This is a genomic window from Emticicia sp. CRIBPO (genome assembly GCF_009905725.1).
In the GTDB taxonomy this organism is placed as follows: Bacteria; Bacteroidota; Bacteroidia; order Cytophagales; family Spirosomataceae; genus Leadbetterella.
Genome location: NZ_JAAAKV010000002.1, coordinates 552304 through 575336 on the forward strand (window position 1 = coordinate 552304; position 23033 = coordinate 575336).

Here is a 23033-nt window from a genome sequence, read left to right on the forward strand (position 1 = left end):
ACCATAGGTTTTATTCATCTCTCAAGGCCCTTCTCAAAATCTTACCCACATTCGTTTTAGGTAATTCGGTCCTGAATTCTATATGTTTGGGGCATTTATAGCCCGTCAGGTTATCTTTACAATAAGCTCTTACCGCTTCTTCAGTAAGTGACGGATCTTTTTTAACGATAAAGACTTTCACCACTTCATTCGATTTTTCATCCGGTACACCCAGACAGGCCACTTCAAGAACGCCCGGACATTGTGCCACCACTTCTTCTATCTCATTAGGATAAACATTGAAGCCTGAAACAAGGATCATGTCCTTTTTACGGTCTACTATTTTGAAATAACCATCTTCGTCCATCATGCCGATGTCACCGGTTTTGAACCAAATTCTTCCGTCAGCCGGATCGGTATACATCACCAGGGCAGTTTCATCAGGTCTGTTGTAATAGCCGGACATGACCTGCGGGCCATGGGCACAGATCTCACCCACTTCACCTACACCTCCCCAGCTCTGATCATCTTTCATGATTTTGATGTCTGTACTTGGCCATGGCAACCCGATGGTGCCGATCTTATTAACACCCACCAGCGGATTGGAAGTCAGCACCGGAGATGTCTCAGAGAGACCATATCCTTCGGTAGGCATAACACCTGTACGCTCCTGCCACCTCTTAGCCACAACCGACTGAAGGGCCATGCCTCCGGCGGTGGTAATGACCAGTTTGCTGAAATCCACCTCTCCGATTTTAGGATGGTTAAGCAAACCGTTATAAAGGGTATTTAAGCCCGTAAAAATATGCGGCGGGTTCTTTTTCAGATCCTTGATAAAGGCCTCCATATCTCTCGGGTTGGTGATTAGCAGGTTCATCACCCCGGTTTTCAGGGCAGATAAAGCATTGACCGTCAAGGCATAAATATGATACAGCGGAAGAGCCGCTACTGCGATTATTTTTTCATCACTCACCGTATCGGTAAGAATCCCCTGCCAGGCATCATTTCCTTCCACGTTAGCCACGATATTGCGGTGGGAAAGCATAGCTCCTTTGGAAACGCCGGTCGTGCCTCCGGTATATTGTATGAATGCCAGGTCCGAACCTTTGAGTTCAGGTTTCTTATAGGCATATGATTTACCTTGGGCAAGGGCAGAGTTCAGGTCAATAGTACCCGGAATATTAAAAGGAGGTACCATCTTTTTAACAGTCTTCACCACGAAATTGACGATCTGCTTTTTCGGGAAGCTCAGCATATCACCCAGAGAAGTGATAAACACATGTTTGATATCTGTTTCAGCCAGGACTTTCTCCAGGTTATAGGCAAAATTAGCTACAATAACGATGGCCTTTGCTCCTGAATCCTTAAACTGGTGTTTCATTTCTCTCGGAGTGTACAAAGGATTGGTATTAACCACCGTAAGGCCCGCTCTGAGGGCTCCGAACATCACTACAGGGTATTGCAGACAGTTGGGCATCTGAATGGCCAGCTTGTCGCCTTTTCCAAGGCCCAGGTGTTGCAGGTAAGCAGCAAAAGAAACGGAAAGCCTGTCGAGTTCTCCAAATGTCATTTCCTTTCCAAGATTAGAGTAAGCCGCATTATCACTGAATTTGGTAAATCCGTCTTCAATCATTTCAACCAGCGACGGGTAAGCGTCTGCATTGATCTCATGCGGAATCCCTTCCGGATAATGTTTGAACCAGGGATGATTTTCTATTGTAACAGGCATCGAGTTTTTAGTTTATTGTATTATTACACGTAAAAATAAGACGAAATATTGAAATATAACAATTTGAAACGGCTTAAATTGCAGAAAAACGTCAAAATTTTACGCTATTCCTCTTTTTTTCAAAAGTTAACATTTTATCCTGAAATTTCGCAGTATTTATCTGGTCTTCCCATGATGATCATCATAAATTAATGCACAGGAAGCACTTCGGCCGGGAATTTCATATCTCACGTGGCCAAAAATAAAAAAGAGCAGACCCTCCGGCCTGCTCTTTTTATTATGACTATCTTCAGTGATTATACATCCACATTAGCATATTTGGCATTCTTTTCAATGAACTCTCTCCTCGGAGCTACTTCATCGCCCATCAGCATAGAAAACAGGTGATCGGCCTCGGCAGCCGAATCAATAGAAACCTGCTTCAGCATCCTGTTCTGAGGTTTCATGGTGGTATCCCACAATTGCTCCGGGTTCATCTCTCCAAGACCTTTGTAACGCTGTACATGAACATTGTCTTCCTTACCTCCGGCCGCAAGTTTCTTCACGGCATCTCTTCTCTGGTCTTCTGTCCAGCAATATTGCTCTTCTTTACCTTTCTTAACCAGGTACAATGGTGGCTGAGCAATGTACACATATCCCGACTCTACCAGCACTTTCATGAAACGGTAGAAGAAAGTCAGGATCAGGGTACGGATGTGACTGCCGTCAATGTCCGCATCGGTCATGATGATGATTTTGTGATAACGAAGTTTGTCTATATTCAAAGCTCTGTCATCTCCGTCCTTACCCATTTGCACACCCAGGGCGGTAAAGATGTTTTTGATCTCATCATTCTCATAAATTTTATACTCCTGGGCTTTTTCCACGTTAAGGATTTTACCTCTCAACGGCAGAATAGCCTGGAAAGCCCTGTCTCTTCCCTGCTTGGCAGATCCACCTGCCGAGTCACCCTCTACCAGGTATACCTCACAGATAGCCGGATCGGATTCAGCACAGTCAGCCAGTTTACCCGGCAAACCTGAACCTACCAGGACATTTTTACGCTGCACCATTTCACGGGCTTTTTTCGCCGCGATCCTGGCCTTAGCTGCCAATATAACCTTCTCAACAATCGTACGGGCATCCTTAGGATTTTCTTCCAGGTAATTTTCAAGCATTTCCTGAACACATCCGCTCACGGCAGAAGTTACTTCAGAGTTACCTAATTTCGACTTGGTCTGGCCTTCAAACTGCGGCTCGGCTACTTTAACAGAGATAACAGCGGTAAGTCCTTCCCTGAAGTCGTCACCCGCGATCTCAATTTTCTCTTTCGCCAGTATCCCTGATTTTTCGGCATAGGTTTTAAGCGTACGGGTAAGGGCCATTCTGAACCCTGAAACGTGCGTACCACCTTCATGCGTGTTGATATTATTGACAAACGAAGATACGTTCTCAGAATAAGAAGTATTATAAGTCAGTGAAACCTCTACAGGCACACCGTCTCTTTCACCTTCCATATACATCGGCTTGGTGATCAGCTGCTCACGGCTCTGATCCATATATTCAACGAATTCGATCAAACCACCGATAGAAAGGAATTCATCATATTTAGGCTTGCCGTCTGCATCAAGATCTCTCAGGTCTGTAAGTGTCAGCTTAATTCCCTTATTCAGGAAAGAAAGCTCTCGCAGACGGGTGGCTACCGTTTCATATTTATATTCCGTAGTCGTGAAAATACTGTCATCCGGCTTGAAATGTACGCTGGTTCCGCGGTCGGTTGTCGTACCGATTTCACGGGTCGGATAAAGCGGCTTACCGATGCTGTATTCCTGCTCAAAAATCTTTTCGTCTCTGTGTACCTCCACTCTCAGGTGGGTAGAAAGGGCGTTAACGCATGAAACCCCCACACCGTGCAAACCGCCGGAAACCTTGTAGGTATCTTTATCGAACTTACCACCGGCGTGAAGTACGGTCATAACCACTTCCAGAGCCGATTTTTGTTCTTTATCATGCCAGCCTGTGGGAATACCACGGCCGTTATCTCTTACTGTTACTGAATTGTCTTCATTGATGGTTGTGTGAATGGTATCGCAATACCCTGCCATGGCTTCGTCAATCGAGTTATCAACTACCTCCCAAATCAAATGATGAAGCCCTTTTACGCCAATATCGCCAATATACATGGCTGGTCTCTTCCTGACGGCTTCCAAACCTTCTAAAACCTGAATGTTATTTGCTGAATAATCTGCTTTTGAGTTACTCTGATTTTCTGACATATGCTATCTATCTTTGTTGTATAAATGTCTACTTATTAGACTGATAAAACTAATATTTTTTCGATTTAAATAATCTGTAAAATTACAAAAAAATATTCGCTTTTCAGTCATATTTTCTTTTTAGTTTACAAAACTGATCATGGCTTTAATCAGGGGACTGTTGCGGTCATCTTTATAGATTAATGCCTGCTCAATTTCGACATCGGTGAACAGGCTGAGATCTTCATTTACCAGCTTCCTGCAGACCACCTGACCAAAATGAGACAGGTCCAAAAGTGTTGGTACGAAGGCAATTCCGACACCCATACCCACCACACTGCACAAGAGCTCGAGGGAAGGCAATTCCTGCACAATATGCCGTTTAAGACCGTTCCGTTCGAAAAGAAGATTGATCTGACTGATGTAAGGATTCAGGGTATCTGATATTTCCACCCATTTTTCATCTTTCAGCATATTGACGGTCAGGTAAGGCTCGTTTGCCAGCGGATGAAACTCAGGCAGCAATATCTCCAGATGCCCTACTTTGAGTATCTTGCTCGAAAGGCTTTCGTCGTGAAGGGGAAGCAGTGAAATCCCAAAGTCGAGCAGCCCCTCGGCCATCGCTTTCTGGACTTCCGCAAACGTCTGAAATTCAACAATTTTCACCTCCACATCCGGGAAATTATCAGCGAAAACTTTCAGCAATGTCACGATGCTTTCACGCAGGGAAGTTTTATAAACGCCGAATCGTATACTCTGCTCTCCATGGCCTATTTTTTTGGTCAGTTCAGCTGCCCGGGCGGTGGCATCCAGTATCTTACGCACCTCTGCCGCAAAGAACTTCCCGGCCTCCGTCAGTTCCACTTTCCTGATCTTTTTTCTTTTATAACGGTCAAATAATTCAAGACCCAGTTCATCTTCCAGCAACTGGATCTGCTGGCTCAGAGCGGGCTGCGACACAAACAGTTTTTCGGCCGCTTTACCAAAATGAAGGGTGGTGGCAACTTCTGAAAAATACTTCAACTGGCGGAGTTCCATAATCTGTTCTGATAAGAAATTCTTATTACAATATTAGCAATTAATATTGGACAAATGGTATTTTTTCCTGCTTTTTTGCAATTACAAACTGAACTTCAAAAGCAAATGATACAGGAAGCCATTCTTACAGATGACAACATCACAAAGGACATTCTCCCTTTGAAAGGGACAGATTATATAGAATTGTATGTAGGTAATGCCAAACAATCCGCTCATTATTACGAGAAAGTGTTCGGCTTTAAGATCGTGGCTTATGCAGGTCCGGAAACCGGGGTCAGAGAAAAAGCTTCGTACCTCATTGAACAGGGAAAAATCAGGTTTTTACTCACCTCAGCTCTTTTTCCTGATTCCGATATTGCCCGGCAGGTCCTGAAACACGGCGATGGGGTAAAAACACTGGCTTTGTGGGTAGATGATGCCACAAAATCATATCACGAAACCGTGGCCAGAGGAGCTCTGGGTATTCATCCTCCTGAAAAAACTGAAGATGAACACGGATATATCATAACCTCTTCCATCAAAACCTACGGCGATACCATTCACACTTTCGTGGAAAGAAGCCACTATCATGGTGCTTTTATGCCTCATTTCAGGGCGTTTGAAAGTGTTTCTTTTTCCGGCCATGTGGGTTTGCAGTACGTTGACCACTGCGTCGGCAATGTAGAATTAGGACATATGGACGAATGGGTATCGTTCTATGAAAATGTCATGGGCTTTAAATTACTCCTGACTTTTGACGACAAAGACATCTCAACGGAATACTCCGCCCTGATGTCAAAAGTGGTTTCGAACGGCAATGGTTATATCAAATTCCCGATCAATGAGCCGGCGAAAGGCAAGAAAAAATCGCAGGTGGAAGAATACCTGGATTATTACAATGGCCCCGGTGTGCAGCATATAGCCGTAGCTACGCATGATATTATCCACACGGTAAGCGAGCTTCGCAAGCGTGGGGTGGAGTTTCTGGAAGTTCCTGACACTTACTATGAAGGCCTGAAAGCCAGGATCGGGGATATTGATGAAGAAATGGAAAGCCTCAAAAACCTCAACATCCTGGTAGACCGGGACGAGGAAGGCTATCTGCTCCAGATTTTCACCAAGCCGGTCAGTGATCGCCCTACCTTATTCTTTGAAATCATCCAGAGAAAAGGGGCTCATTCTTTCGGAAAAGGTAATTTCAAAGCCCTTTTCGAATCAATTGAAAGAGAGCAGGCTTTGAGGGGAAATTTGTGATGTATCCGGATAAATTTCTATGAATGACCGACAATGTTTTCCGGCCGGAGAAAGGTTAAAGAACTTAAGAACTTAAACAAGACATGTTCATTGTCCAGGGATTCAAAGAGGGTGAATCACTAATTCAGCAATTGCAAATACTTATTCAATCATTGAAAATTCTGCCATGCCTATTTACCATAAACTCGGAAAAATACCAGCCAAGCGGCACACGGTTTTTGAGAACCCTGCAGGCGGGCTTTACTATGAGCAGTTATTCGGCACGATCGGATTTGATGGCATGTCAAGCCTTTTATACCAGGTCCACAGGCCCACCATGGTCAAGGAAATATTATCGCAACAGAATGCTGAGCCTGAAATAGCCGAACACAGACACCTGAAGGCCCGGCTGCTGAAAGGTTTTGAAATACAACCAGAGCAGGATTATATAAAGAGCAGGATTCCTTTACTCGTCAATAAGGACATCCATATCGGCCTGGCCGCTCCGCAAGGAACACTTCATCAATATTTTTATAAAAATGCTGATGCGGATGAACTGCTCTTTATTCATGAAGGCACCGGGACTTTACGGACGCAGCTTGGAAACATAAAATTCGAACCAGGAGACTACCTGGTCATTCCGAGGGGCATCATTTACCAGATCAGTTTTGACCAGGCTGCCAACAGTCTGCTTTATGCGGAGTCATTCAGGCCTATTTATACCCCAAAGAGATACAGAAACCATTTTGGTCAGCTACTGGAACAATCGCCTTATTGTGAAAGAGATTACAAACTCCCTGAAGAACTCGAAACTTATGATGAAAAGGGAGATTTTGTGATGAAAATAAAGAAACAGGGGGTTATGTATGAGGTGCTTTACCCAACGCATCCATTTGATGTAGTCGGGTGGGACGGGTACAATTTTCCTTATGGTTTCTCAATTCATAATTTTGAGCCCATCACCGGCCGGATTCATCAGCCGCCACCGGTACATCAGACCTTCGAAACTTCGGCGTTTGTGGTTTGCTCGTTTTGCCCGAGGCTGTATGATTATCACCCGAAATCTATTCCTGCTCCCTATAATCATTCCAACATTGACTCGGACGAGATGATCTATTATGTGGACGGGGACTTTATGAGCCGGAATAATATCGAGAAGGGGCACATTACCCTGCATCCGGGGGGAGTACCGCACGGTCCTGCCCCGGGAGCCTATGAAAGAAGTATCGGACAGAAAGAAACGCATGAACTGGCGGTGATGATTGACACGTTCAGCCCGTTGATGCTGACAACAGATGCCCTGAAAATTGATGACGGAAAATACTATAAATCCTGGCTATGATGTTGTTTGAAATAGATAAAAACTCTGATTTCAGTATCCATAATGTTCCTTTTGGGATTTTCTCCACAGAAAATTCCCAAAAAAGGCTTGGCACGGCCATCGGAGACAAAGTGCTTGACCTGAAGGGATTGGCAGAGCTTGGATTTTTCAATGCCCTGGACATCCCGCTTTCTGTTTTCGGAAACGATTACCTGAACAACTTTATAGGTCTCGGCAAAACCAAAACCAACAGCGTGAGAACATTGATACAGTCACTGTTCCAGTCAGACCGGCTTAAAGAATACCCTCATTTGTGGTATCACCTGAAAGATGTAAAGCTTCATCTTCCCGTCTATAGCCGCGATTACACCGACTTTTACAGCAGCCAGGAGCATGCTACCAACGTAGGCAGAATGTTCAGAGACCCGGCCAATGCCTTGCTACCTAACTGGAAACACCTTCCAGTGGCTTATCATGGAAGGGCCTCGTCATTGGTGGGAACAGAGGTCGGCATTTACAGGCCAAAAGGACAAGTGCTTCCTAAAGGTGCTCAGCAACCGGTTTTCAAAGCCACAGAGAGACTGGATTTTGAGCTTGAAACAGCCTTTATCATCGGGAAAGACAGCGAACAGGGAAGTCCGGTTTCTACTGCGGAAGCGGAGGACTATATTTTTGGTATGGTATTACTGAACGATTGGTCGGCCCGGGATATCCAGCAGTGGGAATATGTGCCGCTGGGGCCTTTCGCGGGGAAAAATTTTGCCACTTCTGTTTCTTCCTGGGTGGTCACGATGGAAGCTCTCGAGCCTTTCCGTGTCCGGGGGCCCGTACAGGATCCGGAGGTTTTACCTTATCTGATGTATGAAGGAAATAAAAATTTCGACATCCGTCTTCAGGTTTCTATCCGGGATCAGGGCGGCATAAAAACGGAAATCTGCCGTTCCAATTTTAAATATATGTACTGGAATATGGCCCAGCAACTGGCACACCATACTGTTAACGGCTGTAATGTGGCTACTGGTGACCTGATGGGCTCAGGTACCATCAGCGGACCGGAAAAAGATTCTTTCGGCTCCATGCTGGAGCTGACCTGGAACGGCACGCAACCACTTACACTGAATGATCAGTCGGAAAGGAGCTTTCTTTTGGACGATGATACAGTCTGCATGACCGGATATGCAGAAAAAGAGGGTGTCCGTGTAGGATTCGGAGAATTGAGCAATACCGTCTTAAGTGCAAAGGGATAAGATGGAAGATGTTTTACAGATTGACCCGGACAAAATTCCGGCCCAGGAATTACAAACCTATTTGCAGGCGGCCGTTGCTCCACGCCCCATCGCGTTTGCCAGCACCATTGATCTTGAGGGGAACATCAACCTGAGTCCGTTCAGTTTTTTCAATGTTTTCAGTACCAACCCTCCCATCCTTGTATTTTCACCATCCAGACGGGTAAGAGACAATACCACCAAACACACCCTTGAAAACATCCTGGAGGTACCTGAAGTGTCGATCAGTATGGTAACTTATGACATGGCAGAAAGAATGTCTTATGCCAGCAGTGAGTTTCCGAAAGCGATCAATGAATTTGAAGCTGCAGGATTTGCCGCCTCCACGTCTGTAAAAATCAAACCGCCCCATGTGGCCGAATCTCCCGTTTCTTTTGAATGTGTGGTGGAGCAGGTCATTCCGCTGGGCAACGAGGGCGGAGCCGGCAACCTGGTCATCGCCAGGGTGGTTTATATGCACATCCGGAAAAAACACCTGGACCATCAGTATAAACTGTCAAATACTTCTTTAGACCTCGTGGCCAGAATGGGCGGGGACTATTACTGCAGGGTGATTCCAGAATCTCTTTTTCAAATAAAAAAACCGGGATGACCCCGGTTTTCATTTATTTTGGCTGGTGTTCTTTTCTCAATAAATCATTAACGGTTTTGACCGGATTGAAGGTAATCAGCGGCACTTCCACAAAGAGGGTGTTCCAGTCTGACATGGCCCCGTTCCAGAGACCCGGCAATTCCTGGGCTTTTAATGTTTTACCGCTTTGCGATTTCTCCGTGATAAACCCGGTTTTCGGGTCTCTGAATTTCAGGAGGTCGAACTTTTCTTTTTTATGGTTTTTGGTAGAACAGATCAGGTCAACGGGGTTAAAGTGAGTTGCTTCTTCAAACAATTGCTTTTGTTTGGCATTTTTCATGTTGATCTGGGCAGATTCCACCACCTGTAATGAAAACGATCCATCCGGGTTTTTAGCCCAAAACGGCCCTCCACCAGGCTCACCAACGTTTTTAACCATTCCGCAAACCCTCAAAGGCCTGTTGAATTTATGACGGGCATAGGCCAGTTTATCTTCAGGGCTCCAGTTTCTGAATCCTTTAGGCGGCTCTACCGAAAGTTCCTGACGCAGGAATCTCAGGGCTTTATTGACCATATAAGCACTCACATCATCTTTTTCAAGCCTTTTAGCGAAAGTGAATATTTGTTTTCTGTAAGCCAGCAATACCCCGGCAAGGGCTTTTTTGTAAGCAATAGTTTCAGCTTTCAGGTGATCAGGCACGACATTATCAATATTCTTAATGAAAGTCACGTCGGCTTCCTGGTCATTCAGGTTTTCAAGCAGAGCTCCGTGCCCTGCCGGCCTGAACAGAATACTTCCGTCGCCACTTCTGAACGGTTCGTTGTTCATATCCACAGCAATGGTGTCTGTAGAGGGCTTCTGTTCTGAAAAACCTATATCAAACTTTACATTATAAGCCGTTTCATATTCAGATAAAACACTTTTGATCAAAGCCTTGAATTTCTTCCGGTGCTCAGGCGAAACGGTGAAATGAAGCCTTACCTTTCCTTTGTTATTAGCATACAAAGCTCCTTCTACCAGGTGTTCCTCCACCCCTGTCCTGACTTTATCAGCGTAAGTATGAAATTCGAGCAAGCCTTTCGGAAGGTTACCGTAATCAAGGCCTTTGGTAGTAAGCAAACCGTCCAGTACGGACTGGCGGTCATCTCCTTCAACGACATTTTTAAGGCTTTTATAAAAGGCAAACTGGCTCAGTTGATCAAAAAACTGATCAACGGACTTATCTGTTTTGCCTTCATCTTTGGCAGAAAAAAGAGATTTAAACATCCTGCTGGCAGCTCCTGAGGCAGGTACAAACTTCAATAGTTTTAATTTCGGAGCCTGTGCGTCAAAAAGAGCGATATACTGCTCTTTGGCAGCTTCATCCAGCCTGATCAGGCCATCTCCTACAGTTGCAGCTTTAAGAACCTGCATAAACGGAAAGCCTGACTTGAAGTCTTCGATCTGTTGTTTTACGGTTTCAACATCACTTCCTCTTTTTTCTATCTGACTAAGGTCTTTGTCTGTGAACATATCTGAGGTTTTATTACGGGTTTTTTATTTCTTCACCAAAATTCGAAAAAGAAAACTCAAAAGCAAATGAATCTAAAATTATTATTCACTTACCCGGCTTAATTGCCGGTACGGGAGCATTAAAACCCGCTTTTATCACCTACCTGAATGGTTTTATCCTATTCCAGCAGCGACAGTATATCATTCTGGGACAATGACTTCATGAAGCTTTCCTCTGTTGTGATGAGGTCGTCAAAAAGTTGTCTTTTTGAATTCTGCAGGGCAAGGATTTTCTCTTCTACAGAATTGCGGGTAATAAACTTATAGGTAAATACCGTATTCTTCTGACCTATCCGGTGGGCCCTGTCTACTGCCTGGGCTTCAATCGCCGGGTTCCACCATGGATCGAGCAGGAAAACATACTCAGCGGCTGTCAGGTTCAGACCGACCCCCCCGGCCTTTAATGAAATCAGAAAGACTTTAACAGAAGGGTCATTCTGAAACTTATTGACCACATCCTGCCGGTTTTGTGTGCTGCCGTCCAGGTAACAATAACTGATACCTTCTTCATCCAGCTGTTTCCTGATCAAAGTCAGGTGTTTGACGTACTGGCTGAATATGAGTGTTTTGTATCCTTCTTCCACTACATCACGCAGTTTGTGCATCACGTCATGGTCTTTGCCGGAATCTCCTTCATAGGCTTCATCCACCATCAGCGGGTTATTGGCCAGTTGCCTGAGCTTATTAAGCCCCTGCAGCACGAGGATGTGCGACTGGTTAACGCCTTTCTTTTCTATACCTTCCATGATCAGGTTTCTGAAGTAAGACTTGGTCTCTTCATACAATTTTTCCTGGGTCTCAGTCATGTTACAATAGTGAACAGACTCGATTTTCTCCGGCAGTTCCGTTGCCACCTGCGACTTGTGCCTTCTGAGCATAAAAGGCTTTATTTTACTGAAAAGCCTCTTCAGAACCTCCTCGTTTTTCTGCTTTTCGATCGGATTCTGATAAAAAGACTTAAAAAACTGCAAAGTCCCGAGCAAACCCGGATTAATAAATGTCATCTGACTCCAAAGGTCAAGCGTACTGTTCTCCAGCGGCGTACCTGTCAGGATCAGCCTGTTGGAGGTGTTCAGGTCCATTACTGCCTTAAAAATATTGGAAGTAGAGTTCTTTATCGCCTGGGATTCATCGAGGATGGCATAATTAAACCTGAAATTCCTGATGAAATCAATATCCAGTCTCAGCACACCATAGGACACAATAACAAGGTCATATTTAGAAAAATTATCCGTGTTTTTGGCCCTGAGGGTTCCGAAATGGATCAGTATCTTGAGTTTGGGAGCAAATCTCCTGGCTTCCAGCTGCCAGTTGTAGACCAACGACGTCGGCATGACGAGTAAACTCGGATGTTCCGGTTTTTCTTCTTTAATAGACTGAAGGAAAGCCAGGGTCATCACCGTTTTCCCAAGGCCCATGTCATCAGCCAGACAGCCTCCCAGTTTAAAGTCTTTCAGGAAGTGCATCCAGTCATAGCCTGCTTTCTGATAAGGGCGGAGTGTCCCAACAAATCCGGCCGGCAGCTTACGGTTTTCAATTTCCTCAAAATGCCTGAGCCTTTCCAGCTTGCGGCTGATCACCGTTTTGGCGTGGCCTTCGCTGTCAAGGTTCTGCACCAAAGCCAGGTGGTGTTTTTTTAGAATGACGTTTTCGTCTTCTTCGAGCTCTGCAAAGTCAAAAAGCTCAGAATAACGCGTAAACCATTCTTCAGGAATAACGGCTATCTGCCCGTTGGGCAATAAAAACTCTTTCTTGTTCTCTATAATAAGGTTGCGAAGCCTGATAAAAGGTATCTCAAATTCACCGAACCTCACAAGGGCATTGATATCAAACCAGTCGTTTTTTTCTTCAATTTTGATATCAATATAAGAATACCCCAAAAAGTATTGCGTAGGATTGGATTCACTTTGCTTTACATTGATCCCTTCCTGCTCCAACTGTATGGCATTTCTCTGAAGCCACGAAAATATCTCATTGCGGCTGCGGGCCACCCTGCCGCTTTTAAGATCAAGTCCGAGTTCTTTTAAATAGACCAGAATCCTCCGCTCTTCTTCCAGGTCTCTTTTTATTTTATGGAAAACCCAGCTATCCTCGCTTTTTTCAAGATAAACGTAAGCGGGTGCAGCAAAACTGTCAAACCTGAAATTGTAGGTGTTATAATTAAAGGAAAGGTCCAAAGCCACAGTGCTTTCTTCATCAGACTCCGGCGGCTCTTCTTCCTGTTCATCAAACAGGCTCAATACAGTATTGGTCCTGCCGGTCAGTTCAGACAATAATAAGGTAGGTGAAGATTTGAACTCTTCTTTCTTGATCTCAAAGCCTTTGGCAAAAACATTGAAGTTGGCTACCAGCGGAACAATGAATTTCTCATAATAAGTCTCTTCTATTTTCCGTGGGATAATGATATTGGGCTTGGCCAGGAAAGGTTTAATCTTTTTACCATCCACATATTTATCGAAGAAATAGAGTTTATCCTCCACCAGCAGGCAGGCCGGAAAATCGCACAGGATCTTGGCGTTTTTGAACTGGAATTTTACTTTTTCTCCCGCACATTTAATGATCGGGTAATAAACGGTATGGTCTTCTTCTCTTTCAAAATGAAAATAGGCTTTGGCTTCCTCACGCACGATATCCACTTCTTTCCAGGTAGGTTCACCATCCTTACCCATGATAAAGAGCCTTTTGCCTTTCAGTCTGCTCAGAATTTCGCTCCTGTATTTTTCGAGGTAACCATTAATGACTTCCTTCAGTGCTTTATCACCTTTTTCGTTGTCAAATACTTTATAGAAGAATTCTACAGGTCCTGATTTCTTTTTGTTGAATTTCTTGAGGATTACATCCTGCTGGATATTGTCAAGGAGCTTGACAAGTTCAAAGTCAACTTTGTCAAGTTTAGAAGAAAATTCGCTAACATTCTTAGTGGAAACACTTTGTGACTGAAAAGTGAGTTGATTTTTGTGATTGAGTTGAACGGCATAAGCTTCAAATAAAAAACCTAAAAATTCATGCTCATACAAACTGTAAATTACCTCAAACGGCTCTGTATTCGAAACTATCATTTATGAAGCAAAAAATATAAATAACCTTAATCTGATAATCAAAAGACCTTAAAGTTACTCAAATTTTAGTTCATGACAAACAGGTAGGCTGATTAATTCTTTTGCAGTTCTATAATTTCAAAATCGTACTGATTTTTGTCATCCGCTTTAAAAACCTTTCTTGAAATTTCTTCCCAGTTATTATAAGGAGAGCTGTCAAAAAAGGCATCGCCTTCAGGTTCAGCATCTATCACAGTGAGGTAAATCTTATCAGCCACCTCATGGGCCTGTTTAAATATTTCTCCCCCACCGATGACAAACACTTCATCATTACCCTCGTTTTCAGCAGCTTTTTCAATGGCTTTAGTCAGTGACCCGGCCACCTCACAGCCCGGAATTACCAGGTCTTTGTTCCTGCTGATGACTATACTGGTTCTGCCCGGCAGCGGCTTCCCGATCGAATCAAAGGTTTTCCTCCCCATGATGATCGAATGCCCCAGGGTCAGTTTTTTAAAATTCTTCAGGTCCTCAGAAAGCCTCCAGATGAGTTGATTGTCTTTACCAATCACCCCGTTTTTGGCTACCGCCACTAAAATTGATACAATCATCCTGTTATATAAAGATTATAAACCCCGATATCAGAAAATCAGGTCTTTCACGTAAAAGAAAAAGAGGCTCTGGACAATCCCCGACGCAACAGCACTCACCGTCATCTTGAAAATAATGTCCCAGGGCTGGTATTTAAAAGCGACCGCCAGCACACTTCCGCCGATCGGGGTAAACAACAAAGGCGTCATGATGGCAATTCCCCATAAACCGAGGCTTCCTTTTATTTTGACGGCAAACCTTGTGGTCTTGGTAAATTTCTTAGAAGCTTTCGGTTTTCTGAATTTATCGGAGAGCCTCCCCACCTGCTGCCCGGCAAACACAATAATAAAAACAGTCAGCATCATTCCTATAGCAGAGCAGATCGCGGTTTCATACCAGGAGAGTTGAAGAGCCAGTCCGGTCAAAGGACCACCTAAAAACTTGATCATTGTTGCGGTGATCACGGCCACGTATTTTGAGAACATCATATAATTTATAAGGAATTTTATTCCACTTAGCAAACCTAATCAACCATTCATACATATTCAAGAAAAATTTTCATATAGTATCTTGCATTACAAAGTACCTTTGTTTATATTTGCATCAGAATTATGAGAAGGCAAAAATAAAGAGCGTCATAAAATCAACGGTTTACGCCGCTCATCATACAAAACAAGTAAAAATTATGAATGTAGAGAATGCCCAAGTGCAGATGCGGAAGGGAATTTTAGAGTACTGCATATTACAAATTATTTCGAGGAGTGAGATCTATGCCTCAGAAATTTTAGAAGAACTGATCTCGGCTAAGATCATGGTGGTGGAAGGCACCCTTTACCCTCTGCTCACCAGATTAAAGAATGCAGAATTACTGGACTACAATTGGGTTGAATCAACTTCAGGGCCTCCGAGAAAGTACTACGTCCTTACTGAAAAAGGCAAGTTATTTCTAGATGAACTGGCAAGTACCTGGACAGAATTATCTGGCTCCGTGGAAACCATTATTAACAAAACCAGTAATTAAAACGCTGTTTTAAGATAAAAAAAATTATCATGAAAAAGACATTACAAATCAATCTTGCGGGAATCACATTCAATATTGAAGAGGACGCATATTCTAAACTAAATCAGTATTTAAAATCTATCCAGCAATATTTTTCGACTTACGAAAGCAGTGAGGAGATCATTAAGGATATAGAAACCCGTATCGCGGAGAAATTCTTCGCCAAAACAAAGCCGGAAGGCACCCAGATCATTGAGATGGAAGATGTAAATCAGATCATCAAATCAATGGGTAACGTTTCAGACTTTGAAGCGATAGAAGAAGAGGAGGATTTATCAAAAAGTAAAGCGGATCAGTCTGCCAAAACAGAATTCGGGGCTCCGAAAAATCCTGAATCAGTCAAAACCCAATTCTACAGGGATTCAAAACGCAAAGCCCTTGGCGGTGTACTGTCCGGGTTTGCTCATAATTTCTCAGTAGACGTGGTCTGGCTGAGGGTTATATTCATCATTCTGGCTTTCGGTCTTATAGGGGCTGAGGGAGCCGGCGGGTTCTTCTTCATTGCCTACATCATCTGCTGGATTGCATTTCCGCAAAGAGATGACCTCGAAGAGAATGAAAAAATCAAGAAATTTTACCGAAACCCTGAAAACAAAGTTATCGGTGGTGTTTCAACCGGCCTGGCGTCTTATTTCGGTGTAGATCTTTCTGTCATCAGACTTATATTCGTAGTATCCGCGTTTTTCGGAGTAGGTATCCTGATCTACATTATTCTCTGGATTGCTGCTCCTACAGCGGTGACCCTGACCCAGAAAATGGAGATGAAGGGACAGCCTGTAACCCTCGAAAACATCGAAACCAATATCAAAAGCAGTCTTAATACCGACCCAAGCAAACCTGAAAGCAGCCTGACCAAAATCCTGTTGTTCCCTTTCAGATTAATAGGTATGATCCTTAAAGGCCTTGGACAAGTATTGCAAAGCCTCGGACCATTGGTCAGAATCATTGCGGGCTTGATCGTGCTTGTGCTGGGAGCCAGCTTATTGTTTGCCTCTCTTTTAGCTACGGCGGTTTTCTTCGGAGTAGCTTCGAGTTCTACCTGGCTGGATAATAATCACTTCTTTGGAGCGATCAGCAACGATCTTCCACAAATAGGCGGGTTCTTCGGCTTCCTTGTGACGGCCATTCCTGCAGCAGCCATCACGATCGTAGGTATTTCGCTACTTACCAATCAGCGTCAGGGAACACGTAACTTCTGGCTTTCGGGCTTGGCCCTCTGGTTTGCAGGTATCGTAGGTATAGGTGTGGTAGGTTCTAAATATGCTATGAATTTCTCCAGAAATTACAAAGAGCAGGTAATCGAGAAATACAATACTCCGGGACAGATTCTTTTCCTGGATGTAATCAACAACGAAGATGATTTTGATGATGATTTCAACTTCAGATTTGACGTGGATGTAGACCTTGAAACAGCTGACGGCCAGGACCTGGTATTGGAAAAGTACATTTCGGCGAAAGGCAGCACCAAGAAAAATGCGATGGAAAACGCCAAAAACATCAGTTACAAGATTACACAGAAAGATTCAGTTCTTTATTTCCCGAGATCTTTAACCCTGACGGGCAAAAAGGTCATCAGAGACCAGAGGGTGAGCATCGACCTGGCGATTCCGAGAAACAAGAAGTTTAAAATGTCGGAAGAATTTGTGAACAGCATGCTGAGAAACCACTGGGACCTTGCGGGAGCCAATGGCATCAACAACTCAGAAATTGAAGATTTCACCTTTATCATGGGTGATGACGATAAAATCGAATGTCTGGATTGCCCTAAGCTGACAGAAGAAGAAAGAGAGGCGTTGAGAAACAACGACTTCAATGATGCAGAAGTGATCGATAACAATGATTTCAGCGAACTGGGACAACACCATAAGACCTATGAGTTGAAAGACTTCAAAAACATAGAAGTGGGAAGTGCCATCAGGATCATGGTTAAAAAAGGAGCCAATTACAGTGTGGAAGTTTATGCACAACGTGAAGAAGACCTTAAAGATCTGGTAGTTAAAACAAAAGGCAATACGCTGAGTGCCGAATACGATGACTCGTTTATCAACAACAGGGACCACATCAACATGATCGTGACCCTGCCTGAAATCGAAGACCTGTATTTCTCAGGAGCGTCTAAAGCCAAAGTGATCGGTTTTGACAATGAAAACAAAGTAGACATTTCACTTTCAGGGGCCTCTAAAGCTGCCGTAGACATCGAAACGAGGGAATTGGTGATCAACCTGTCAGGAGCATCCAAACTGGAAGCCAGGGGCAAAGCAGACTACCTGCATGTGGAAGCCAACGGAGCCAGTAAATTTGAAGGTAAGAGACTTGAGGTGAAAAAAGCCAAAGTATCGGCAAGCGGTGCGAGCAAGGCCAACCTGGGTAAAGTCGACGACCTTGACTCAGACACCAGCGGAGGTAGTAAAATTAGTAGAGAATAATAGATACAGATTAAAGCCAAAAACCTGCCGGAAATATCCGGCAGGTTTTTTTTATATCAGATAAGATCCGTAAGGGCCTCTTCAATATTTTCGAACTTCAACTCGAAAATCTTTTCTTTTTCATTGCGGCGGTTTTTCACAAAACTGCTTCCCAATACCACCACCGACATTTCACCCAATACGATTTTAAGAAGAAAAGCAGGAACCGCAGGAAGCCAGATTTTCTTCCCCAGCTTTGATGCAATTTCAACAGTAAATTTCTTATTGGTAACCGGATTAGAGGATACGGCATTGTAGGCTTCTTTCATCTCGCTGTTTTCGAGGGCATAGTAATAAAACTCTGTCAGGTCCTCGATATGTATCCACGAAATCCATTGCTTGCCCGATCCCAGCGGAGAGCCCAACCCTAATTTTATAGGTTTCATCAGTTTGGACAAAACGCCCCCTTCTTTGCTGAGCACAATACCCGTCCTGATTTTAACAACACGGCATTTGTTCACTTTTCCAAAGGCATCAGCGGCTTCTTCCCATTTAACGGTGCACCGGGCCAGAAAATCACTTCCGGGCTTTGACCGCTCCGTCATGATCTCTTCGAAAGTATCTCCCCCATAATATCCTATGGCAGACGCGGTGACAAAAACCCCTATCCTGATTTTGTTTTCGCTGACATACTTACTTAAAACTTCTACAGGACCAACGCGGCTTTCTATGATTTCCTCTTTGCGTTTCCTGGTCCAGGGCTTGTCCGCAATCCCCTCTCCTGCCAGATGAACAATGGCTTCAACACCTTCGAAAGCCCCTTCTTCGATCCAGTTTTTGGCGAGGTTCCATTGAGAAACTTTTACTCCATGGATTTTTTGTTTGGTGCGGCTCAAAATAACGATCTGGTGACCGGCATGTAACAGCTTGGCGGTCAAAGCACGACCTACCAGGCCGGTGCCTCCGGTAATCATAATTTTCATAATTTTCTTAAGTATGGTCGTTTTTCACTTCAATAATAAATCGGCAACCAGCCTGACAACCATCCACTTAGCTACCGATAATGACAGAAATCACATTTTGTCATATATAGAACCGGTAAAAAAACCGAATATTGCATACCTGGCTACAGCACAACAGAAATAATCAACAAAATGTTTGGACATTAACATTTTGCTACGCTTTAATCATTACTTGTTTCAAAATATTTTTTTAAGATGAAAAAAAGCCCCTCCCCGGTGTATCCGGAGCGGGGCTTATGGCCTGAGCAAGAGTATATTTATCCTAAGAAGCAGGCTACTTTTCCTGCAGAAAAATGGATCAGAAAAACGGTTATTGTTTCTCCAGCAAATAATTTTTAGTGACCGCTTTATATCTTGTATCCTCCCGGAGAAAAGTAATCTTAAGACTTGAAACATGGAAGTCGTCATAGCTTTTCAGTACTTTGAATTCTGTCTTTTTGTCATCCATGATTTCCTTCCGGCCTTCTTCAGTGGTAAAGACCAGCGTTCCTTTTTCATACCGGTCTATCTGCTCAGGCTTGAATTCAGGCACGATACGCCTGGCATAAAAATCCATGCTGCTGCCGGGGGCTTTGTAGAAGTAAAATTTATCCAGGGGCACTTTCTGCTCGTGTATCTCTTTACCTACCACACTTTCAGACTGGTATTTCAACAGGGATGGATAAAAATAAGTACTCAGCACCAACCCAAAAGCCATGATGGTCAGTATGGTCGGAATAATGATTTTATCGACTTTGTTCTGAATGGAGACGAAAGAATACCAGAACAATAAAAACAAAATCACCAAAGCTACCGGAAGAAATAACGACAATACTGGAAAAAAGAAAATAAAACTCAGCAAAGGAATGAGAAAGAACAAATTCATCAACCCGAAATGCACTTTACTCAGAATCCTGTAAGAACGGATCACTATCCTTTCCTGTCCTTCTTTACATAACCAGACGATAAAATCTGCGGTAATGATGGCAATAAACGGAAACAAAGGAAAAATGTAATGTGGCAGCTTATAGGAAGAAGCCGACAAAGCCGCAAAACTCAACAGGAATCCACCCAAAGTAAAATACTCGGGAGAAGGCCTTGTGCCCTTCATAAACAAAGCCATGAATAGATTCCTGACGTTTCTGATCAGAGCCGGGAAAAGAAACAGAATCCACGGCTGAAAATCCCAGAGGATGGTATTGATAAAATATAAGTAGCCGGTATTGTTTTTCCAGTAAATCTCGCCGGTGATCCTGCCGAAACTCTGCGTCCAGAAGAAAAACCGCAAACCTGAAGGGCCTTTCAGCCCATACACTTCTTTCTCAGGATGAAGATCAAACTGCTGATAGAGTCCGTAACACATCGGGATCAGCAAGACCGCGATAATGAGGATCATCAGCAGCCATTGGGGCTTGAATATCGCTTTGAACTGTTTTTTCAACAACAGATGACTTCCGATGGCAAAACAAACGATGGCCAGCCCCAAAGGCCCCTTGGCCATCAGAGCCAACGCTGCCCCTACCGATCCGATAACCAAAGGCAGGAGTTTTCCCTTGTCTAAAAACAAACTGAGCTGCCAGACAGAAAGCATCACAAAGCCCATCAGAATACCGTCAGTACGAACGTCATTGGTGATCAGTAACAAGGCCTGGGTAGAGGCAAGCACCAGAACTGCGACGTAAGCCCTTTGTTTGTCGTACCAATGCAAGGTAAAACGATAAGTGGCGTAAATACCCAACAGGATCACAAGAACAGCTGGCAGCTTGTAGGTAAAATTACTGACACCGAAAAGCTTAAATGAGAAAGAAGACAGCCAGAATAACAAAGGCGGTTTGTCAAGGTAGTCAAGGCCCCTTTGAAAAACCTGCAGGTAGCTGCCGTTTTCAAGCATCTCCCACGAAATGGCTGCATACTGTGAAGCATCGGCTTCCATGACATCCGGAAACATATTGAGAAAATAAACAATGCCTAATGCACCTAAGCAAAATATATACCGGTATTGATACAGGAGCGACTCCCAGTCTTTGTCTTTCATTCGAATAAGTTTGACTCCCAAAGATATGGGATATCTGTCAATAGAATAACCTGAATTTTAAATTTACCACTCAAAAGAATGGCAAGGGGCTATTTACCAAGAAGTCCTGCTTTTAATGGCAGGACTTCTTTATTATTTATTGGTAAAATCAAACCGTCGTTCTGATGTTCAGTTCCTTTAACTGATTATCAGCGATGGTAGATGGAGAATCTATCATAACGTCCCTTCCGCTGTTGTTTTTAGGGAAGGCAATAAAGTCACGGATGGTATCTGCTCCGCCGAACAGTGAACACAAACGGTCAAATCCAAACGCCAGCCCTGCGTGCGGCGGTGCTCCGTATTCAAAGGCTTCCATCAGGAATCCGAACTGTTTCTTAGCTTCTTCTTCCGTGAAACCTAATATTTCGAACATTTTCTGCTGCAATGGCCTCTGGAATATCCTCACAGATCCTCCACCCACTTCAGTCCCGTTGATGACCATGTCATAAGCATTGGCTCTGACAGCACCCGGGTTGGTTTCCAGGAGGGCAATATCTTCCGGTTTAGGGCTCGTAAACGGATGGTGCATCGCAAACCACCTGTTTTCTTCCTCGCCATACTCCAGCAACGGAAAATCAAGTACCCATAACACTTTATAATCATCAGGATTTCTGAGACCCAGACGGGTTCCCATTTCCAGTCTCAGTTCATTCAGCTGCTTTCTGGCTTTATCACCATCTCCGGACAAAATCAGGATCAGGTCACCCGGTTTGGCATCAAAACGCCCGGTGATCTTTTTAAGGTCTTCTTCAGAATAAAACTTATCTACTGAAGATTTGATCGTTCCGTCAGCATTGTACCTGATATACACCAATCCTTTGGCTCCGATCTGAGGACGTTTTACCCACTCGGTCAGCTCATCCAGTTGCTTGCGGGTATATTCCGCACAGCCGTCAGCTTTAACACCGACAATCAGCTCGGCAGCGTCAAATACCGGAAAATCTTTACCTTTCACCAGGTCGTTAAGCTCTACGAATTTCATATCAAAACGAATATCCGGTTTGTCAGAACCATACCACTTCATGGCATCAGCATAAGTCATTCTCGGCACTTCCTGCAAATCGATTGATTTAACAGTTTTGAAAAGATGCCTCACCAGCCCTTCAAACATATTCAATACGTCTTCCTGCTCCACAAACGACATTTCACAGTCTATCTGCGTAAATTCAGGTTGACGGTCAGCACGTAAGTCTTCATCCCTGAAACATTTCACAATCTGGTAATAACGGTCAAATCCAGACACCATCAGCAACTGCTTGAAGGTTTGCGGTGACTGTGGCAAAGCGTAGAACTCGCCCGGGTTCATGCGGCTTGGCACCACAAAATCCCTGGCTCCTTCAGGCGTTGATTTGATCAGGACAGGGGTTTCAACCTCCACAAAGTCCTGGGAATCCATATAAATACGGGTTTGCTGAGCTACTTTATGTCTCAAAAGCAGGTTCTGGCGAACCACGTTACGACGTAAATCGAGGTATCTGTATTTCATTCTCAGCTCATCACCACCGTCAGTTTCGTCTTCGATCAGGAACGGAGGTAATTTAGCCGGGTTCAGTATTTCAAGTGAACTTACTTTCAGTTCAATCTCACCTGTAGGTATTTTGTCATTTTTAGAAAGTCTTTCCACCACAGATCCAATGGCTTTCACCACGAATTCTCTGCCCAGGGTCCTCACTTTTTCAATGACGGCCTGGTCTACCTTCCCCTCTTCGAAAATCAACTGAGTAATGCCATAGCGGTCACGAAGATCAATCCAGATCATACCCCCTTTATCACGGACACGCTGCACCCATCCGCAAAGGGTAACTTCCTGATTCACATTCGAAATTCTCAATTCGCCACAAGTATGCGATCTCAACATAATATATTAATTTTCAATATTTTAGATCTGACTTCCTACTCCAAACAGAAATCAGGGTGCAAAATTACGTAATTGTTTAGTATTCGT

The 23033-nt window shown here is 43.9% G+C and carries 16 protein-coding genes; 6 read left to right on the plus strand and 10 right to left on the minus strand.

The window, feature by feature from the left end; translation table 11 throughout:
• Nucleotides 1-10: 10 nt before the first annotated feature.
• The 3 genes from GVN16_RS06315 to GVN16_RS06325 form a co-directional block, all read right to left on the minus strand.
• Nucleotides 11-1708, minus strand: coding sequence for an AMP-binding protein (locus tag GVN16_RS06315; protein WP_166563001.1), 1698 nt, complete (start codon nucleotides 1706-1708; stop codon nucleotides 11-13).
• Between the two features lie 296 nt (nucleotides 1709-2004).
• Complete coding sequence (gyrB, locus tag GVN16_RS06320) at nucleotides 2005-3963, minus strand: DNA topoisomerase (ATP-hydrolyzing) subunit B (RefSeq protein WP_166563002.1); 1959 nt, start codon at nucleotides 3961-3963, stop codon at nucleotides 2005-2007.
• A gap of 120 nt (nucleotides 3964-4083) precedes the next feature.
• Nucleotides 4084-4980 carry a LysR family transcriptional regulator gene (locus GVN16_RS06325; protein WP_166563003.1) on the minus strand — a complete coding sequence of 299 codons (897 nt, stop codon included), beginning with the start codon at nucleotides 4978-4980 and terminating at the stop codon, nucleotides 4084-4086.
• A gap of 138 nt (nucleotides 4981-5118) precedes the next feature.
• Here GVN16_RS06325 and hppD point away from each other — a divergent pair, with 138 nt between their 5' ends.
• The 4 genes from hppD (at nucleotide 5119) to GVN16_RS06345 (ending at nucleotide 9391) form a co-directional block, all read left to right on the plus strand.
• A complete protein-coding gene (gene hppD / locus GVN16_RS06330) occupies nucleotides 5119-6213 on the plus strand; it encodes a 4-hydroxyphenylpyruvate dioxygenase (protein WP_166563130.1) in 1095 nt (364 codons plus the stop codon).
• 166 nt (nucleotides 6214-6379) lie between these two features.
• A complete protein-coding gene (locus tag GVN16_RS06335) occupies nucleotides 6380-7534 on the plus strand; it encodes a homogentisate 1,2-dioxygenase (RefSeq protein ID WP_166563004.1) in 1155 nt (384 codons plus the stop codon).
• The gene (gene fahA / locus GVN16_RS06340) at nucleotides 7531-8760 is read left to right on the plus strand and encodes a fumarylacetoacetase (RefSeq protein WP_205748795.1); all 1230 of its coding nucleotides are present in this window, start codon (nucleotides 7531-7533) and stop codon (nucleotides 8758-8760) included. The genes GVN16_RS06335 and fahA overlap by 4 nt, the downstream gene beginning before the upstream one ends.
• Nucleotide 8761: 1 nt before the next feature.
• Nucleotides 8762-9391 carry a flavin reductase family protein gene (locus GVN16_RS06345; protein ID WP_166563005.1) on the plus strand — a complete coding sequence of 210 codons (630 nt, stop codon included), beginning with the start codon at nucleotides 8762-8764 and terminating at the stop codon, nucleotides 9389-9391.
• 13 nt (nucleotides 9392-9404) lie between these two features.
• Here the strand turns inward: GVN16_RS06345 and GVN16_RS06350 are convergent, their stop codons facing one another.
• The 4 genes from GVN16_RS06350 to GVN16_RS06365 form a co-directional block, all read right to left on the minus strand.
• Nucleotides 9405-10883 carry a DUF4301 family protein gene (locus tag GVN16_RS06350; protein ID WP_166563006.1) on the minus strand — a complete coding sequence of 493 codons (1479 nt, stop codon included), beginning with the start codon at nucleotides 10881-10883 and terminating at the stop codon, nucleotides 9405-9407.
• A gap of 158 nt (nucleotides 10884-11041) precedes the next feature.
• On the minus strand, nucleotides 11042-13981 hold the full coding sequence (locus GVN16_RS06355) for a DEAD/DEAH box helicase (RefSeq protein ID WP_166563007.1): 2940 nt from the start codon (nucleotides 13979-13981) through the stop codon (nucleotides 11042-11044).
• Between the two features lie 92 nt (nucleotides 13982-14073).
• A complete protein-coding gene (locus GVN16_RS06360) occupies nucleotides 14074-14568 on the minus strand; it encodes a dihydrofolate reductase (protein WP_166563008.1) in 495 nt (164 codons plus the stop codon).
• Between the two features lie 30 nt (nucleotides 14569-14598).
• Nucleotides 14599-15036, minus strand: coding sequence for a hypothetical protein (locus tag GVN16_RS06365; RefSeq protein ID WP_166563009.1), 438 nt, complete (start codon nucleotides 15034-15036; stop codon nucleotides 14599-14601).
• Nucleotides 15037-15233: 197 nt separating this feature from the next.
• Between GVN16_RS06365 and GVN16_RS06370 the strand changes: the two genes are divergently transcribed.
• A complete protein-coding gene (locus GVN16_RS06370; protein ID WP_166563010.1) occupies nucleotides 15234-15569 on the plus strand; it encodes a PadR family transcriptional regulator in 336 nt (111 codons plus the stop codon).
• 29 nt (nucleotides 15570-15598) lie between these two features.
• Nucleotides 15599-18034: a PspC domain-containing protein gene (locus GVN16_RS06375; protein ID WP_166563011.1), complete on the plus strand. Its 2436-nt coding sequence runs from the start codon at nucleotides 15599-15601 to the stop codon at nucleotides 18032-18034.
• A gap of 56 nt (nucleotides 18035-18090) precedes the next feature.
• Here GVN16_RS06375 and GVN16_RS06380 read toward each other — a convergent pair whose 3' ends face one another.
• From GVN16_RS06380 to aspS, 3 genes are all read right to left on the minus strand, one after another.
• The gene (locus GVN16_RS06380) at nucleotides 18091-18996 is read right to left on the minus strand and encodes a TIGR01777 family oxidoreductase (RefSeq protein ID WP_166563012.1); all 906 of its coding nucleotides are present in this window, start codon (nucleotides 18994-18996) and stop codon (nucleotides 18091-18093) included.
• A 349-nt stretch (nucleotides 18997-19345) separates the two neighbouring features.
• Complete coding sequence (locus tag GVN16_RS06385; RefSeq protein WP_166563013.1) at nucleotides 19346-21049, minus strand: glycosyltransferase family 39 protein; 1704 nt, start codon at nucleotides 21047-21049, stop codon at nucleotides 19346-19348.
• Nucleotides 21050-21197: 148 nt separating this feature from the next.
• Nucleotides 21198-22946, minus strand: coding sequence for an aspartate--tRNA ligase (aspS, locus tag GVN16_RS06390; RefSeq protein WP_166563014.1), 1749 nt, complete (start codon nucleotides 22944-22946; stop codon nucleotides 21198-21200).
• Nucleotides 22947-23033 lie beyond the last annotated feature (87 nt).

Excerpts from the sequence above, each read along its gene's own strand:
- gyrB (WP_166563002.1), bottom strand. The coding sequence starts at position 3,963 with ATGTCAGAAAATCAGAGTAACTCAAAAGCAGATTATTCAGCAAATAAC.
- GVN16_RS06345 (WP_166563005.1), top strand. The coding sequence starts at position 8,762 with ATGGAAGATGTTTTACAGATTGACCCGGACAAAATTCCGGCCCAGGAA.
- GVN16_RS06350 (WP_166563006.1), bottom strand. The coding sequence starts at position 10,883 with ATGTTCACAGACAAAGACCTTAGTCAGATAGAAAAAAGAGGAAGTGAT.
- GVN16_RS06360 (WP_166563008.1), bottom strand. The coding sequence starts at position 14,568 with ATGATTGTATCAATTTTAGTGGCGGTAGCCAAAAACGGGGTGATTGGT.
- GVN16_RS06380 (WP_166563012.1), bottom strand. The coding sequence starts at position 18,996 with ATGAAAATTATGATTACCGGAGGCACCGGCCTGGTAGGTCGTGCTTTG.
- GVN16_RS06355 (WP_166563007.1), bottom strand. The coding sequence starts at position 13,981 with ATGATAGTTTCGAATACAGAGCCGTTTGAGGTAATTTACAGTTTGTAT.
- GVN16_RS06315 (WP_166563001.1), bottom strand. The coding sequence starts at position 1,708 with ATGCCTGTTACAATAGAAAATCATCCCTGGTTCAAACATTATCCGGAA.
- GVN16_RS06370 (WP_166563010.1), top strand. The coding sequence starts at position 15,234 with ATGAATGTAGAGAATGCCCAAGTGCAGATGCGGAAGGGAATTTTAGAG.
- fahA (WP_205748795.1), top strand. The coding sequence starts at position 7,531 with ATGATGTTGTTTGAAATAGATAAAAACTCTGATTTCAGTATCCATAAT.
- GVN16_RS06375 (WP_166563011.1), top strand. The coding sequence starts at position 15,599 with ATGAAAAAGACATTACAAATCAATCTTGCGGGAATCACATTCAATATT.
- GVN16_RS06365 (WP_166563009.1), bottom strand. The coding sequence starts at position 15,036 with ATGATGTTCTCAAAATACGTGGCCGTGATCACCGCAACAATGATCAAG.
- aspS (WP_166563014.1), bottom strand. The coding sequence starts at position 22,946 with ATGTTGAGATCGCATACTTGTGGCGAATTGAGAATTTCGAATGTGAAT.
- GVN16_RS06335 (WP_166563004.1), top strand. The coding sequence starts at position 6,380 with ATGCCTATTTACCATAAACTCGGAAAAATACCAGCCAAGCGGCACACG.
- GVN16_RS06325 (WP_166563003.1), bottom strand. The coding sequence starts at position 4,980 with ATGGAACTCCGCCAGTTGAAGTATTTTTCAGAAGTTGCCACCACCCTT.
- GVN16_RS06385 (WP_166563013.1), bottom strand. The coding sequence starts at position 21,049 with ATGAAAGACAAAGACTGGGAGTCGCTCCTGTATCAATACCGGTATATA.